Here is a 13009-nt window from a genome sequence, read left to right on the forward strand (position 1 = left end):
AGTTCGAGAAGATGCCACGCAGTCTCAAGAAGGGCCCCTTCGTCGACGAGCACCTGTTTCGCAAGGTGGTCGCCGCGAACGAGGCCAACAGCAAGAACGTGATCAAGACCTGGTCGCGCCGCTCGATGATCGTCCCGGCCATGCTGGGTCACACCATCGCGGTGCACGACGGTCGCAAGCACATCCCGGTGTTCGTCACCGAGACCATGGTCGGTCACAAGCTCGGCGAGTTCGCGCCGACCCGCACCTTCCGTGGTCACGTGAAGGACGACAAGAAGGGTCGCCGCCGCTAACGCGGTGGCGTAAGGAGGAGAGAAATGGTGGAGTCGATCGCACGCGTGCGTCACATCCGCGTCACCCCCATGAAGGCCCGCCGCGTCGTCAACCTGATCCGCGGCAAGCAGGCCCAGGAGGCCCTGGCCATCCTGAAGTTCGCCCCGCAGAGCGCGAGCGAGCCGGTCTACAAGCTCGTCGCGTCGGCGATCGCCAACGCGCGCGTCAAGGCCGACCAGAGCAACACCTACCTGGACGAGCAGGACCTGTACGTGAGCCGCGCCTTCGTGGACGAGGGCACGACCCTCAAGCGGTTCCAGCCCCGTGCACAGGGTCGCGCCTTCCGGATCAACAAGCGCACCAGCCACATCACGATCGTCCTCGCGACGCCCGATGAGGTTCAGGACGCCACGGCTACGAAGAAGGCGAGCAACTAATGGGTCAGAAAGTCAACCCGTACGGCTTCCGTCTGGGCATCACCACCGACCACGTGTCGCGCTGGTTCTCGGACAGCACGAAGAAGGGTCAGCGTTACAGCGACTACCTCGCTGAGGACGTCAAGATCCGCACCCTGCTGAAGACGTCGCTCGACCGCGCGGGCGTGTCCCGCATCGAGATCGAGCGCACCCGCGACCGCGTCCGCGTCGACATCCACACCGCCCGTCCGGGCATCGTGATCGGTCGTCGTGGCGCCGAGGCCGAGCGCATCCGCTCCGACCTCGAGAAGCTCTCGGGCAAGCAGATCCAGCTCAACATCCTCGAGGTCAAGAACCCCGAGGCCGACGCCCAGCTCGTCGCTCAGGGCATCGCCGAGCAGCTCGCCGCCCGCGTGGCCTTCCGCCGCGCGATGCGCAAGGGCCTGCAGGGCGCGCAGCGCGCCGGCGCCAAGGGTGTCCGCATCCAGGTGTCGGGCCGTCTCGGCGGCGCCGAGATGAGCCGCTCGGAGTTCTACCGCGAGGGTCGTGTGCCCCTGCACACGCTCCGCGCCAACATCGACTACGGCTTCTACGAGGCCAAGACCACCTTCGGTCGCATCGGTGTCAAGGTGTGGATCTACAAGGGCGACATCACGAACAAGGAGCTTGCCCGCGAGCAGGCCAACCAGAAGCCGTCGCGCGAGCGCAACGACCGCGACCGTCCGCGTCGCGGCGGTGGCCGGAGCAACGCTCCCGCCGCCGAGGCCGCGCCCGCCGCAGCAGGAGTTGAGGCATAACCATGTTGATCCCACGCAGAGTCAAGCACCGCAAGCAGCACCACCCCGGCCGTAGCGGCCAGGCGACCGGTGGCACGAAGGTCTCCTTCGGCGAGTTCGGCATCCAGGCCCTGACCCCCGCTTACGTGACCAACCGTCAGATCGAGTCCGCTCGTATCGCCATGACGCGTCACATCAAGCGTGGCGGCAAGGTGTGGATCAACATCTACCCGGACCGTCCGCTCACGAAGAAGCCGGCCGAAACCCGCATGGGTTCCGGTAAGGGTTCCCCCGAGTGGTGGGTCGCGAACGTCAAGCCGGGTCGGGTCCTCTTCGAGGTCTCCGGCGTCTCCGAGGAACTCGCTCGTGAGGCCATGACCCGTGCAATCCACAAGCTGCCCCTCAAGGCACGCATCATCAAGCGCGAGGAGGGCGACGCGTAATGGCGATCGGCACCAAGGAGCTCGCTCCCAGCGAGCTCGACACCTTTGAAGACGAGCGTCTGATCGACGAGCTGAAGAAGGCCAAGGAAGAGCTGTTCAACCTGCGCTTCCAGTCGGCCACCGGTCAGCTCGAGAGCCACGGCCGCCTGCGTGCGGTCAAGCGCGACATCGCTCGTATCTACACCGTGATCCGCGAGCGCGAGCTCGGGATCCGGGCGACCCCGGCTCCGGCCGAGGTCGCGCCGGCTAAGGCCAAGACTGCTAAGAACGCAGCGAAGAGCAAGGCGAAGGAGTCGGCCCCCGCGGCCGCCGAGGTCGCCGAGACCGAGACTGAGGAGGCCAAGTAATGGCTGAGACCACCAAGGCTGCGGCCGCGGAGTCGGCGGCCGACGAGGCCATCGTCCGCGGTTACCGCAAGGCCCGTCGCGGGTACGTCGTCAGCGACAAGATGGACAAGACCATCGTCGTCGAGGTCGAGGACCGCGTGAAGCACCCCCTGTACGGCAAGGTCCTCCGCCGCACCTCCAAGGTGAAGGCGCACGACGAGAACAACACCGCCGGCATCGGCGACCTCGTTCTCATCAACGAGACCCGTCCGCTGAGCGCCTCCAAGCGGTGGCGCCTGGTTGAGATTCTGGAGAAGGCCAAGTGATTCAGCAGGAATCCCGACTCAAGGTCGCCGACAACACCGGCGCCAAGGAGCTTCTCACCATCCGCGTCCTCGGCGGCTCCAGCCGTCGCTACGCCGGCCTGGGTGACGTCATCGTCGCCACGGTCAAGGACGCCATCCCCGGCGGCAACGTCAAGAAGGGCGATGTCGTCAAGGCAGTCGTCGTCCGCGTGCGGAAGAACACCCGCCGCCCGGACGGCTCCTACATCAAGTTCGACGAGAACGCCGCCGTGATCCTGAAGAACGACGGTGACCCCCGTGGCACCCGCATCTTCGGCCCGGTCGGCCGTGAGCTTCGCGACAAGAAGTTCATGAAGATCATCTCGCTGGCCCCGGAGGTGCTGTAACCATGGCGAACATCAAGAAGGGCGACCTGGTCCAGGTCATCTCGGGCCGCTCGCAGGCCCGCGGTGGCGACCGTGGCAAGCAGGGTCGTGTCATCGAGGTCCTCGTGGAGAAGAACCGCGTGATCGTCGAGGGCGTCAACTTCGTGACCAAGCACGTGCGCGTCGGTCAGACGCAGCGTGGCACGAAGACCGGCGGCATCGAGACCCACGAGGCTCCGATCCACGTGTCCAACGTGGCGCTCGTCGACCCCGAGACCAAGAAGCCGACCCGCGTCGGCTTCCGCACCGAGACCGTTACGAAGGACGGCGTCGCCAAGACGGTCCGCGTTCGTTACGCCAAGAAGTCTGGTAAGGACCTGTAATGACGGACACTGCAACGAGTGCTGGCAAAATCCAGCCTCGCCTGAAGCAGAAGTACAAGAACGAGATCTCCGCTCAGCTCAAGGGCGACTTCGGTTTCACGAACGTGCACCAGGTGCCCGGTCTCGTGAAGATCGTCGTCAACATGGGCGTCGGCGAGGCTGCTCGTGACGGCAAGGTGATCGACGGTGCGATCAACGACCTCACCCTGATCACCGGCCAGAAGCCGCAGGTCACGAAGGCCCGCAAGTCCATCGCGCAGTTCAAGCTGCGCGAGGGCCAGCCGATCGGCGCGCACGTCACGCTGCGCGGCGACCGCATGTGGGAGTTCCTCGACCGGCTGCTCTCGCTCGCGCTGCCCCGTATCCGGGACTTCCGCGGCCTGAGCGACAAGCAGTTCGACGGCAACGGCAACTACACGTTCGGTCTTACGGAGCAGTCGATGTTCCACGAGATCAACCAGGACCGGATCGACCGTGTCCGCGGTATGGACATCACGGTCGTCACCACCGCCAAGAACGACGACGAGGGCCGCGCGCTGCTCAAGCAGCTCGGGTTCCCGTTCCGCTCGAACGAGACGAGCAACTGACTCTAGTAGTCTTGTCTCTTTGTGGGCCGGCCGCCCGGCCGGCCCACTTCCACCACAGGTCGTCAGTCGTGTAACGGCTGTACGAAACCTGGTGAACGAAGGAAAACCGCAATGACGATGACAGATCCGGTCGCAGACATGCTGACCAGACTGCGCAACGCGAACTCGGCGCACCACGACACCGTGTCGATGCCGCACTCCAAGCTCAAGGCCCACATCGCGGAGATCCTCACCAACGAGGGCTACATCTCCGGCTGGGAGGTCTCGGACGCCCGTGTCGGCCAGACCCTGACGCTCAACCTCAAGTTCGGTCCGAACCGTGAGCGCTCCATCGCCGGCATCAAGCGCGTCTCCAAGCCCGGCCTCCGCGTATACGCGAAGTCCACGGAGCTCCCCAAGGTCCTCGGCGGCCTCGGTGTCGCCATCCTGTCCACCTCCTCGGGGCTCCTCACGGACCGCCAGGCTGAGAAGAAGGGCGTGGGTGGGGAAGTCCTCGCCTACGTGTGGTGACCCTGCCATGTCGCGTATTGGAAGACTGCCCATCGACGTCCCCGCTGGGGTCGATGTGAAGATCGACGGCCAGACCGTCACTGTCAAGGGCCCGAAGGGCGAGCTCACGCTCACCGTCGCGAGCCCGATCGAGGCGAAGCTGGAGGAGGGCCAGGTCCTGGTCACCCGTCCGGACGACGAGCGCGCGTCGCGCTCGCTCCACGGCCTCACCCGCACGCTCATCAACAACAACATCATCGGCGTCACCCAGGGCTACTCCAAGGGCCTGGAGATCGTCGGCACCGGATACCGCGTGGCGCAGAAGGGCGCGGGCGTCGAGTTCGCGCTCGGCTTCTCGCACCCGGTCAACGTCGAGCCGCCGGCCGGCATCACCTTCACGGTGGAGGGCAACAACAAGCTCACCGTGAGCGGGATCGACAAGCAGGCTGTAGGCGAGGTCGCCGCGAACATCCGCAAGATCCGCAAGCCCGAGCCGTACAAGGGCAAGGGCGTGCGTTACGCCGGCGAGGTCGTCCGTCGCAAGGCCGGAAAGGCTGGTAAGTAATCATGGCTCTGGGTACCAGAGGAAAGAGCAAGGCGGCCGCTCGCGACCGTCGTCACACCCGCCTCCGCAAGAAGGTCGTGGGCACCGAGGTCCGTCCTCGCCTGGTCGTGACCCGTTCGGCCCGTCACGTCTTCGTCCAGATCGTCGACGACGCCAAGGGCCACACGCTGGCCTCCGCGTCGACCATGGAGACCGACCTGCGCGGCTTCGACGGTGACAAGACCGCCAAGGCCCGCAAGGTGGGCGAGCTCGTCGCCGAGCGCGCGAAGAGCGCCGGTGTCGAGGCCGTGGTCTTCGACCGTGGCGGCAGCAAGTACGCCGGTCGCGTTGCGGCCGTCGCCGAAGGCGCTCGTGAAGGTGGGCTGAACCTGTGAGCGACGAGACTAACAAGGAGCAGACCGTGGCCGCTGAGGTAACGGAGACCGCACAGCCGGTCGAGACCGCTGCGTCGACCGACAACAACCGCGAGCGCGAGCCGCGCCGCGGTGGCCGGGAGCGCAACCCCAACCGCGACCGCGGCAGCCGGGACGCCGACAAGAGCCAGTTCCTGGAGCGCGTCGTCACCATCAACCGCGTCTCCAAGGTCGTGAAGGGCGGTCGTCGCTTCAGCTTCACCGCTCTCGTGGTCGTCGGCGACGGCAACGGTCTGGTGGGCGTCGGCTACGGCAAGGCCCGCGAGGTGCCGCTGGCGATCTCGAAGGGCGTCGAGGAGGCGAAGAAGAACTTCTTCCGCGTCCCGCGCGTCGGCAACACCATCCCGCACCCGGTGCAGGGTGAGGCCGCCGCCGGCGTCGTCCTCCTGCGTCCGGCCGCCGCCGGTACCGGTGTTATCGCCGGTGGCCCGGTGCGCGCCGTCCTGGAGTGCGCCGGAATCCACGACGTACTGAGCAAGTCGCTCGGCTCGTCCAACACGATCAACATCGTGCACGCGACCGTCGAGGCGCTGCAGCAGCTCGAGGAGCCCCGTGCCGTCGCAGCTCGCCGTGGTCTCGACTACGACCAGGTCGCGCCCGCGCGCCTGCTGCGTGCCGAGGCGGAGGCGGCCGAGGCCGCTGCTGCCGCCAAGAAGGCAGAGAAGGTAGGTGCCTGATGGCCGCGCGCCTGAAGATCACGCAGATCAAGTCGAAAGTGAGCGAGAAGCAGTACCAGCGCGACACGCTGCGCAGTCTGGGACTGAAGCGAATCGGTGACGTCACCGTCCGCGAGGACACCCCGCAGAACCGCGGGTACGTCAACACCGTCGCTCACCTGGTGAAGGTTGAGGAGATCGACTAATGGCTGACGACAAGCCGACCACTGAGGCCGCTGCCGAGAAGCCGGCCGCCAAGAAGAGCACCACCACCAAGGCCGCCGCCGACAAGCCGGCTGCCGCGAAGAAGGCTCCGGCCAAGAAGGCTCCGGCGAAGGCCGCTGCCGACAAGGCCGCCGCCTCCAGCACGGGCGAGACCGTCTCCGCCCCGGCGAAGAAGGCCCCGGCCAAGAAGGACGTCGCGGAGCCCCGCGAGCAGGTCCTCAAGGTGCACCACCTCCGTCCCGCCGCGGGCGCCAAGAAGGACAAGACCCGCGTCGGACGCGGTGAGGGTTCCAAGGGCAAGACCGCGGGCCGTGGCACGAAGGGCACCAAGGCCCGCTACCAGGTCCGCCCGGGCTTCCAGGGCGGTCAGCTCCCGTTCCACATGCGTTCGCCGAAGCTGCGCGGGTTCAAGAACCCGTTCCGCGTCGAGTACCAGGTGGTCAACCTCGAGAAGCTGGCCGAGCTGTACCCGGCCGGCGGCGATGTCACCATCGCCGACCTCGTCTCCAAGGGAGCCGTTCGCAAGAACGAGAAGGTCAAGGTTCTCGGTAACGGGGACATTGCGGTTAAGCTGAACGTTGCGGTCGACAAGGTCTCCGGCTCCGCCGAGCAGAAGATCGTCGCCGCTGGTGGCTCCGTCAAGTAGCCGCCCGTAAAGCAGCGCAGTCGGGTGGCCGGGACTCCCGGTCACCCGACTGACTCTTACAGGAAAGCAGGACGCACTTTTGTTTAGCGCCGTCGCGCGGATCTTCCGCACCCCGGACCTCCGCCGGAAGATCTTCTTCACGCTGGGGATCATCGCCCTGTTCCGGCTGGGCTCCTTCATCCCTGCGCCGTTCGTCGACTTCCCGAATGTGCAGACCTGTCTGAACGCCAACCAGGACACGTCGGGGCTCTACTCCCTGGTCAACCTGTTCTCCGGTGGCGCTCTCCTCAAACTCTCGATCTTCGCGCTCGGCATTATGCCGTACATCACCGCGTCGATCATCGTGCAGCTCCTCCGCGTGGTCATCCCGCGCTTCGAGACCCTCTACAAGGAGGGCCAGGCCGGCCAGGCGAAGCTCACGCAGTACACGCGCTATCTCACGATCGCGCTGGGCGTCCTCCAGTCGACGACCCTCATCACCGTCGCCCGTTCGGGCGCCCTCTTCGGCACCACAGCCGTCTCGCAGTGCACGCAGCTCATCACGGACGACTCCTGGTACGCCATCATGCTGATGGTCATCACGATGACCGCCGGCACCGGCCTCATCATGTGGATGGGCGAGCTCGTCACCGAGCGCGGCATCGGCAACGGCATGTCCCTCCTGATCTTCACCTCCATCGCCGCGCAGTTCCCGAGCTCCCTCTGGGCGATCGGCCAGTCGCAGAGCATCGAGGTGATGTTGGTGGTGATCGCGATCGGTCTGCTGATCGTCGCCGCCGTCGTGTTCGTCGAGCAGTCGCAGCGTCGCATCCCGGTGCAGTACGCCAAGCGGATGGTCGGCCGCCGCACCTACGGCGGCAACAACACGTACATCCCGATCAAGGTGAACATGGCGGGTGTCGTGCCGGTCATCTTCGCGTCGTCGCTGCTCTACCTGCCGGCCCTGATCGCGCAGTTCAACCAGCCCGCGGCGGGCAAGGCCCCGGCGCCCTGGGTGACCTGGATCACGAACTACCTGACCAAGGGCGACCACCCGCTCTACATGCTGCTCTACTTCCTGCTGATCGTGGGCTTCACGTACTTCTACGTGGCCATCACGTTCAACCCGGAGGAGGTCGCCGACAACATGAAGAAGTACGGCGGCTTCATCCCCGGGATCCGCGCGGGCCGCCCGACCGCCGAGTACCTCGACTACGTGCTGACGCGCGTGACGCTGCCCGGCTCGATCTACCTCGGCATCATCGCCCTGATCCCGCTGATAGCGTTCGCATTGCTCGGCGCCAGCCAGAACTTCATGTTCGGCGGCACGTCCATCCTCATCATCGTCGGTGTGGGACTCGAGACGGTCAAGCAGATCGACTCCCAGCTCCAGCAGCGGCACTACGAAGGGCTTCTGCGTTGACCCGTATGCTGATCGTCGGACCTCCCGGAGCGGGCAAGGGCACTCAGGCCTCCCGCATCACCTCCACGTACGGGATCCCCGACATCTCCACGGGCGACATCTTCCGGGCCAACATCAAGAACGAGACCCCGCTCGGCCAGCAGGTCAAGGCGATCGTCGACGCGGGCGACTACGTTCCGGACAGCCTCACCAACCAGCTCGTCACCGACCGGCTGGCGGAGGACGACGCGAAGGACGGCTTCCTCCTCGACGGCTACCCGCGCACGCTCGAGCAGGTCAAGTACCTCGACGACCTGCTGGCCTCCAAGGGCCAGGAGCTCGCGGCGGTGATCCAGCTCGTCGCCGACCAGGACGAGATCGTCTCGCGCCTCACCAAGCGCGCGCAGGAGCAGGGTCGCGCCGACGACTCCGAGGAGGCCATCCGGCACCGCCAGGATGTGTACGTCCGCGAAACGTCGCCGCTGATCGACGTGTACCGCGACCGCGGTCTGCTCGTGCCGGTGGACGGCCTGGGCGATATGGACGACGTCGCTGCGCGCATCCGCTCGGCTCTCGCCGAGCGCGGCATCCTCCCGCTGGAGGGCGCCGGCGAGCCGGTCGCCTGAAGCGCTCCATGGCTTTTCGACGGTCGTTCTACAAGTCGCCCGCCCAGCTCCGCCTGATGGTCGCGCCGGGACGGGCGACGGCTGCGTCGTTGGACGCGGTCGCGGCGGCGGTAGCGGCTGGCGTCTCGACGCTCGAGCTCGACCGGATCGCCGAGTCCGCGATCGAGGCGGCCGGCGGCAAATCGAACTTCAAGCTGGAGGCCGGCTACCACCACACGATCTGCGCGTCGGTCAACGACGAGGTCGTGCACGGCATCCCCGGCCCGCGGATCCTGCAGCCGGGTGACATCCTGTCCATCGACAGCGGCGCCATCCAGGAGGGCTGGAACGGCGACGCCGCGCGCACGTTCGTGCTGCCCGATCCGGCGCACCCGGAGCGCGTCGCCGAGCGGCAGAAGCTCTCCGACGTCACCGAGCAGTCGCTGTGGCATGGCATCGCCCGCCTGGCGCGCGCCCGTCACCTCAACGAGGTGGGCGAGGCGATCGAGGACCACATCATGTCGCAGGGCGACTACGGCATCCTCACCGACTACATCGGCCACGGGATCGGTCGCCGCATGCACGAGGAGCCGCCGGTGTTCAACTACCGGGTGCGCTCCAAGGGGCCGGAGGTCCGGCCCGGGCTCGTGGTCGCGATCGAGCCGATGGTGGTGCTGGGCGACCAGGACACCTACGTGAAGGACGACGGCTGGACCGTCGCCACCGAGGACGGCTCGGCCGCGGCGCACTGGGAGCACAGTGTGGCGGTGCACGCCGACGGCATCTGGGTGCTGACGGCGCTCGACGGCGGTGCCGCGGGGCTCGCGCCGTTCGGGATCACCCCGACGCCCATCCCGTGAGGACGCCTTCCGGGTCCTGTTCGCTCACAGCGGGCGCAGTTGATAGACCAGAATTGGCGAAATGGGCCGGTATCCCATAAGATTGATCCTTGGTGTCTTAGGCGCGCTTTCTGCGCGTCCGGCACCAGTCAACGCACGACCAGCAAACCACTACGACTAGCGACAGTGAGGCTATGGCCAAAAAAGACGGTGTCATCGAGATCGAAGGATCTGTGATCGAGGCGCTCCCCAACGCGATGTTCCGCGTCGAGCTCACCAACGGTCACAAGGTTCTTGCCCACATCTCCGGCAAGATGCGCCAGCACTACATCCGCATCCTCCCCGAGGACCGCGTGATCGTGGAGCTGAGCCCCTACGATCTGACCCGCGGCCGGATCGTCTATCGCTACAAGTAATGGGCTGCTGTAAGTAACGGCCACGCCACCGGGTAGCCCCTGGCGAGGTACGAGGACAGCGAACAAAGGTAACAACACTATGAAGGTCAAGCCTTCCGTCAAGAAGATCTGCGACAAGTGCAAGGTCATCCGCCGCAACGGACGGGTCATGGTCATCTGCGAGAACCCGCGCCACAAGCAGCGCCAGGGCTGATCGCAGCACCACTCGACTGGCAGTACACATCAATTGAATAGCGAAGCGATCCCAGAACCCGCATCCGTCTAGCGCGGATGCGGGGGACACCCTCGGAGGAGGCCGGGGCACCGGGATCGCTGAAGACCTCCACTCATCACAGGAGAAGCCACACCATGGCACGTCTAGCAGGCGTCGACATCCCGCGCGAGAAGCGCGTGGAGGTCGCACTCACCTACATCTACGGCGTCGGGCGCACGCGTGCGCTGCAGACCCTTCGCGAGACCGGGATCTCCGGCGACATCCGCGTCAAGGACCTGACCGACGACCAGCTCGTCGCACTGCGCGACTTCATCGAAGGCAACTTCAAAGTCGAGGGCGACCTCCGCCGCGAGGTCGCCGCCGACATCCGCCGCAAGGTCGAGATCGGCAGCTACGAGGGCATCCGCCACCGCAAGGGCCTCCCGGTCCGCGGCCAGCGAACCAAGACGAACGCGCGTACCCGCAAGGGTCCGAAGCGGACCGTCGCCGGTAAGAAGAAGGCTCGCTAGGCCGACAACAGGACTGAAGGAGAAACACAATGGCAGCACCCAAGTCGGCCGCTCGCAAGCCGCGCAAGAAGGAAAAGAAGAACATCGCTGTGGGCCAGGCCCACATCAAGAGCACCTTCAACAACACCATCGTCTCGATCACCGACACCACCGGTGCGGTCATCTCGTGGGCGTCCTCCGGTGGAGTTGGCTTCAAGGGCTCGCGCAAGTCCACCCCGTTCGCCGCCCAGCTCGCAGCCGAGTCGGCCGCCCGCCAGGCGCAGGAGCACGGGATGAAGAAGGTCGACGTCTTCGTCAAGGGCCCGGGCTCGGGCCGCGAGACCGCGATCCGCTCGCTGCAGGCCGCCGGCCTCGAGGTGGGCTCGATCAACGACGTCACCCCGCAGGCGCACAACGGCTGCCGCCCGCCGAAGCGTCGCCGCGTCTAGTTCTCTTCCACGTCCGCCCAGGCGGCGGTCCACCCGGGCCGCCGCCTGACGGCGTGACGAACCCCACCTCACTCACGCGAGTGTCATATAGCGGACACTCAGCCGAAAGGAATCAATAGTGCTCATTGCACAGCGTCCTACGCTCACCGAAGAGAACATCTCCGAGTTCCGCTCGCGGTTCGTCATCGAGCCGCTCGAGCCGGGCTTCGGCTACACCCTCGGCAACTCCCTGCGTCGCACCCTGCTCTCCTCCATCCCGGGCGCAGCGGTCACCAGCATCCGCATCGACGGCGTGCTGCACGAGTTCAGCACGGTTCCCGGTGTCAAGGAGGATGTCACCGAGATCATCCTGAACATCAAGGGCCTCGTCGTCTCCAGCGAGCACGACGAGCCGATCACCGCCTACCTCCGCAAGACCGGCTCCGGCCAGGTCACCGCGGCCGACATCTCGGCCCCGGCGGGCGTGGAGATCCACAACCCCGAGCTCGTCATCGCCACCCTGAACGACAAGGCGAAGTTCGAGGTCGAGCTGACCATCGAGCGCGGCCGCGGCTACGTCTCGGCCCAGCAGAACCGCAACGAGTACTCCGAGGCGGGCCAGATCCCGATCGACTCGATCTACTCCCCGGTCCTCAAGGTCACCTACCGCGTCGAGGCCACCCGTGCCGGCGAGCGCACCGACTTCGACCGCCTCGTGGTCGACGTCGAGACCAAGCCGGCGATCAGCCCGCGCGACGCCATCGCGTCCGCCGGCCGCACGCTCACCGAGCTGTTCGGTCTGGCCCGCGAGCTCAACAGCGCGGCCGAGGGCATCGAGATCGGCCCCGCGCCGGTCGACCAGGTGCTCAGCTCCGAGCTGTCGATGCCGATCGAGGACCTCGACCTGTCGGTCCGTTCGTACAACTGCCTCAAGCGTGAGGGCATCAACACCGTCAGCGAGCTCGTCTCGCTGTCGGAGACGCAGCTCATGAACATCCGCAACTTCGGTCAGAAGTCGGTGGACGAGGTCAAGGACAAGCTGACCGAGATGGGGCTCTCGCTCAAGGACTCGGTCCCCGGATTCGACGGCGCCCACTTCTACAGCGGGTACGAAGAAGACGAGACCACCATCTGAGGCCGCGTCAGCGAAGCCTTCGACTTTTCACTATCTGGAGATAACCGATCATGCCTAAGCCCACGAAGGGCCCCCGCCTCGGAGGCGGTCCCGCGCACGAGCGCCTCATGCTCGCCAACCTGGCCGCCGCGCTGTTCACGCACAAGAGCATCAAGACCACGGAGACCAAGGCCAAGCGCCTGCGTCCCTACGCCGAGCGTCTGATCACGTTCGCGAAGCGCGGCGACCTGCACGCCCGCCGTCGCGTGCTCGCGCTCATCGGCGACAAGTCCGTCGTGCACGAGCTCTTCACCGAGATCGCGCCGCTGGTCGCCGAGCGTGAGGGCGGCTACACCCGCATCACCAAGCTCGGCTACCGCAAGGGTGACAACGCGCCGATGGCGCAGATCGAGCTCGTGCTCGAGCCCGTCGCCCCGAAGGTGAAGTCGACCAAGAAGGCCGCCGCCCCGAAGGCCGCTCCGGTCGAGGAGCCGGTCGTCGAGGACGAGACCGCCGAGGACACCACGTCCGAGGAGACCGCCGCCGCTGAGGCCGAGGTCGTCGAGGAGGCCACCGGCGACGCCGAGGCCGCCGAGGAGACCACCGCCGAGGCGGAGGCCGAGAAGGCCTGAGCCTTCCGCATCCCGTCGAAACGC

At 66.4% G+C, this 13009-nt stretch carries 24 protein-coding genes; all 24 read left to right on the plus strand.

The features are described from left to right. The first annotated feature begins 11 nt into the window (after window positions 1-11). The 24 genes from rpsS (at window position 12) to rplQ (ending at window position 12985) form a co-directional block, all read left to right on the plus strand. Window positions 12-293, plus strand: coding sequence for a 30S ribosomal protein S19 (gene rpsS, locus ABIA36_RS10225; RefSeq protein WP_018191964.1), 282 nt, complete (start codon window positions 12-14; stop codon window positions 291-293). 24 nt (window positions 294-317) lie between these two features. Beyond that, window positions 318-710 carry a 50S ribosomal protein L22 gene (gene rplV / locus ABIA36_RS10230; RefSeq protein WP_369962266.1) on the plus strand — a complete coding sequence of 131 codons (393 nt, stop codon included), beginning with the start codon at window positions 318-320 and terminating at the stop codon, window positions 708-710. Further along, the gene (rpsC, locus tag ABIA36_RS10235; RefSeq protein ID WP_369962267.1) at window positions 710-1486 is read left to right on the plus strand and encodes a 30S ribosomal protein S3; all 777 of its coding nucleotides are present in this window, start codon (window positions 710-712) and stop codon (window positions 1484-1486) included. The genes rplV and rpsC overlap by 1 nt, the downstream gene beginning before the upstream one ends. 2 nt (window positions 1487-1488) lie before the next feature. After that, window positions 1489-1908, plus strand: coding sequence for a 50S ribosomal protein L16 (gene rplP / locus ABIA36_RS10240; protein ID WP_055894786.1), 420 nt, complete (start codon window positions 1489-1491; stop codon window positions 1906-1908). Beyond that, window positions 1908-2255 carry a 50S ribosomal protein L29 gene (gene rpmC / locus ABIA36_RS10245; RefSeq protein ID WP_369962268.1) on the plus strand — a complete coding sequence of 116 codons (348 nt, stop codon included), beginning with the start codon at window positions 1908-1910 and terminating at the stop codon, window positions 2253-2255. Before rplP ends, rpmC begins: the two co-directional genes overlap by 1 nt. Then, window positions 2255-2560 carry a 30S ribosomal protein S17 gene (gene rpsQ, locus ABIA36_RS10250; protein WP_055913973.1) on the plus strand — a complete coding sequence of 102 codons (306 nt, stop codon included), beginning with the start codon at window positions 2255-2257 and terminating at the stop codon, window positions 2558-2560. The genes rpmC and rpsQ overlap by 1 nt, the downstream gene beginning before the upstream one ends. Continuing rightward, window positions 2557-2925: a 50S ribosomal protein L14 gene (gene rplN / locus ABIA36_RS10255; RefSeq protein WP_021759574.1), complete on the plus strand. Its 369-nt coding sequence runs from the start codon at window positions 2557-2559 to the stop codon at window positions 2923-2925. Before rpsQ ends, rplN begins: the two co-directional genes overlap by 4 nt. A 2-nt stretch (window positions 2926-2927) precedes the next feature. Then, window positions 2928-3287 (plus strand): 50S ribosomal protein L24, encoded by a 360-nt coding sequence (gene rplX, locus ABIA36_RS10260; protein ID WP_369962269.1) that lies wholly within the window; start codon window positions 2928-2930, stop codon window positions 3285-3287. Next, complete coding sequence (rplE, locus tag ABIA36_RS10265) at window positions 3287-3874, plus strand: 50S ribosomal protein L5 (protein ID WP_185276503.1); 588 nt, start codon at window positions 3287-3289, stop codon at window positions 3872-3874. Before rplX ends, rplE begins: the two co-directional genes overlap by 1 nt. Before the next feature lie 111 nt (window positions 3875-3985). Continuing rightward, window positions 3986-4384, plus strand: a complete 399-nt coding sequence (gene rpsH / locus ABIA36_RS10270; protein ID WP_179605006.1) for a 30S ribosomal protein S8 — start codon at window positions 3986-3988, stop codon at window positions 4382-4384. A gap of 7 nt (window positions 4385-4391) precedes the next feature. Then, on the plus strand, window positions 4392-4928 hold the full coding sequence (gene rplF, locus ABIA36_RS10275; protein WP_369962270.1) for a 50S ribosomal protein L6: 537 nt from the start codon (window positions 4392-4394) through the stop codon (window positions 4926-4928). A 2-nt stretch (window positions 4929-4930) separates the two neighbouring features. Next, window positions 4931-5302 carry a 50S ribosomal protein L18 gene (rplR, locus tag ABIA36_RS10280; protein ID WP_369962271.1) on the plus strand — a complete coding sequence of 124 codons (372 nt, stop codon included), beginning with the start codon at window positions 4931-4933 and terminating at the stop codon, window positions 5300-5302. Next, window positions 5299-6018: a 30S ribosomal protein S5 gene (gene rpsE, locus ABIA36_RS10285; RefSeq protein ID WP_369962272.1), complete on the plus strand. Its 720-nt coding sequence runs from the start codon at window positions 5299-5301 to the stop codon at window positions 6016-6018. The genes rplR and rpsE overlap by 4 nt, the downstream gene beginning before the upstream one ends. Further along, window positions 6018-6203 carry a 50S ribosomal protein L30 gene (gene rpmD / locus ABIA36_RS10290; RefSeq protein ID WP_185276507.1) on the plus strand — a complete coding sequence of 62 codons (186 nt, stop codon included), beginning with the start codon at window positions 6018-6020 and terminating at the stop codon, window positions 6201-6203. The genes rpsE and rpmD overlap by 1 nt, the downstream gene beginning before the upstream one ends. Then, on the plus strand, window positions 6203-6868 hold the full coding sequence (gene rplO / locus ABIA36_RS10295) for a 50S ribosomal protein L15 (protein ID WP_369962273.1): 666 nt from the start codon (window positions 6203-6205) through the stop codon (window positions 6866-6868). The genes rpmD and rplO overlap by 1 nt, the downstream gene beginning before the upstream one ends. A gap of 79 nt (window positions 6869-6947) precedes the next feature. Then, on the plus strand, window positions 6948-8270 hold the full coding sequence (secY, locus tag ABIA36_RS10300; protein WP_369962274.1) for a preprotein translocase subunit SecY: 1323 nt from the start codon (window positions 6948-6950) through the stop codon (window positions 8268-8270). Then, complete coding sequence (locus ABIA36_RS10305) at window positions 8267-8875, plus strand: adenylate kinase (protein ID WP_369962275.1); 609 nt, start codon at window positions 8267-8269, stop codon at window positions 8873-8875. Before secY ends, ABIA36_RS10305 begins: the two co-directional genes overlap by 4 nt. A gap of 8 nt (window positions 8876-8883) precedes the next feature. Further along, window positions 8884-9714 (plus strand): type I methionyl aminopeptidase, encoded by an 831-nt coding sequence (gene map, locus ABIA36_RS10310; RefSeq protein WP_369962276.1) that lies wholly within the window; start codon window positions 8884-8886, stop codon window positions 9712-9714. Between the two features lie 173 nt (window positions 9715-9887). Further along, window positions 9888-10109: a translation initiation factor IF-1 gene (gene infA, locus ABIA36_RS10315; protein ID WP_011186713.1), complete on the plus strand. Its 222-nt coding sequence runs from the start codon at window positions 9888-9890 to the stop codon at window positions 10107-10109. A 79-nt stretch (window positions 10110-10188) separates the two neighbouring features. After that, window positions 10189-10302 (plus strand): 50S ribosomal protein L36, encoded by a 114-nt coding sequence (gene rpmJ / locus ABIA36_RS10320; protein WP_021759549.1) that lies wholly within the window; start codon window positions 10189-10191, stop codon window positions 10300-10302. A gap of 155 nt (window positions 10303-10457) precedes the next feature. After that, on the plus strand, window positions 10458-10832 hold the full coding sequence (rpsM, locus tag ABIA36_RS10325; protein WP_179605016.1) for a 30S ribosomal protein S13: 375 nt from the start codon (window positions 10458-10460) through the stop codon (window positions 10830-10832). Window positions 10833-10861: 29 nt separating this feature from the next. Further along, a complete protein-coding gene (gene rpsK, locus ABIA36_RS10330; protein WP_018191944.1) occupies window positions 10862-11260 on the plus strand; it encodes a 30S ribosomal protein S11 in 399 nt (132 codons plus the stop codon). A gap of 118 nt (window positions 11261-11378) precedes the next feature. Next, window positions 11379-12374 (plus strand): DNA-directed RNA polymerase subunit alpha, encoded by a 996-nt coding sequence (locus tag ABIA36_RS10335; RefSeq protein ID WP_369962277.1) that lies wholly within the window; start codon window positions 11379-11381, stop codon window positions 12372-12374. A 50-nt stretch (window positions 12375-12424) separates the two neighbouring features. Then, on the plus strand, window positions 12425-12985 hold the full coding sequence (gene rplQ / locus ABIA36_RS10340; protein WP_369962278.1) for a 50S ribosomal protein L17: 561 nt from the start codon (window positions 12425-12427) through the stop codon (window positions 12983-12985). The last annotated feature ends 24 nt before the right edge of the window (window positions 12986-13009 follow it).

It is taken from the genome of Leifsonia sp. EB34 (genome assembly GCF_041260585.1).
In the GTDB taxonomy this organism is placed as follows: domain Bacteria; phylum Actinomycetota; class Actinomycetes; order Actinomycetales; family Microbacteriaceae; genus Leifsonia.

Excerpts from the sequence above, each read along its gene's own strand:
- rpsQ (WP_055913973.1), top strand. The coding sequence starts at position 2,255 with ATGGCTGAGACCACCAAGGCTGCGGCCGCGGAGTCGGCGGCCGACGAG.
- rpsK (WP_018191944.1), top strand. The coding sequence starts at position 10,862 with ATGGCAGCACCCAAGTCGGCCGCTCGCAAGCCGCGCAAGAAGGAAAAG.
- rplV (WP_369962266.1), top strand. The coding sequence starts at position 318 with ATGGTGGAGTCGATCGCACGCGTGCGTCACATCCGCGTCACCCCCATG.
- rpsC (WP_369962267.1), top strand. The coding sequence starts at position 710 with ATGGGTCAGAAAGTCAACCCGTACGGCTTCCGTCTGGGCATCACCACC.
- rplF (WP_369962270.1), top strand. The coding sequence starts at position 4,392 with ATGTCGCGTATTGGAAGACTGCCCATCGACGTCCCCGCTGGGGTCGAT.
- rpmJ (WP_021759549.1), top strand. The coding sequence starts at position 10,189 with ATGAAGGTCAAGCCTTCCGTCAAGAAGATCTGCGACAAGTGCAAGGTC.
- rpmC (WP_369962268.1), top strand. The coding sequence starts at position 1,908 with ATGGCGATCGGCACCAAGGAGCTCGCTCCCAGCGAGCTCGACACCTTT.
- rplR (WP_369962271.1), top strand. The coding sequence starts at position 4,931 with ATGGCTCTGGGTACCAGAGGAAAGAGCAAGGCGGCCGCTCGCGACCGT.
- rpsM (WP_179605016.1), top strand. The coding sequence starts at position 10,458 with ATGGCACGTCTAGCAGGCGTCGACATCCCGCGCGAGAAGCGCGTGGAG.
- rplQ (WP_369962278.1), top strand. The coding sequence starts at position 12,425 with ATGCCTAAGCCCACGAAGGGCCCCCGCCTCGGAGGCGGTCCCGCGCAC.
- rpmD (WP_185276507.1), top strand. The coding sequence starts at position 6,018 with ATGGCCGCGCGCCTGAAGATCACGCAGATCAAGTCGAAAGTGAGCGAG.
- rpsH (WP_179605006.1), top strand. The coding sequence starts at position 3,986 with ATGACGATGACAGATCCGGTCGCAGACATGCTGACCAGACTGCGCAAC.
- rplE (WP_185276503.1), top strand. The coding sequence starts at position 3,287 with ATGACGGACACTGCAACGAGTGCTGGCAAAATCCAGCCTCGCCTGAAG.
- rplO (WP_369962273.1), top strand. The coding sequence starts at position 6,203 with ATGGCTGACGACAAGCCGACCACTGAGGCCGCTGCCGAGAAGCCGGCC.
- rplX (WP_369962269.1), top strand. The coding sequence starts at position 2,928 with ATGGCGAACATCAAGAAGGGCGACCTGGTCCAGGTCATCTCGGGCCGC.
- map (WP_369962276.1), top strand. The coding sequence starts at position 8,884 with ATGGCTTTTCGACGGTCGTTCTACAAGTCGCCCGCCCAGCTCCGCCTG.
- rpsS (WP_018191964.1), top strand. The coding sequence starts at position 12 with ATGCCACGCAGTCTCAAGAAGGGCCCCTTCGTCGACGAGCACCTGTTT.
- rplP (WP_055894786.1), top strand. The coding sequence starts at position 1,489 with ATGTTGATCCCACGCAGAGTCAAGCACCGCAAGCAGCACCACCCCGGC.
- infA (WP_011186713.1), top strand. The coding sequence starts at position 9,888 with ATGGCCAAAAAAGACGGTGTCATCGAGATCGAAGGATCTGTGATCGAG.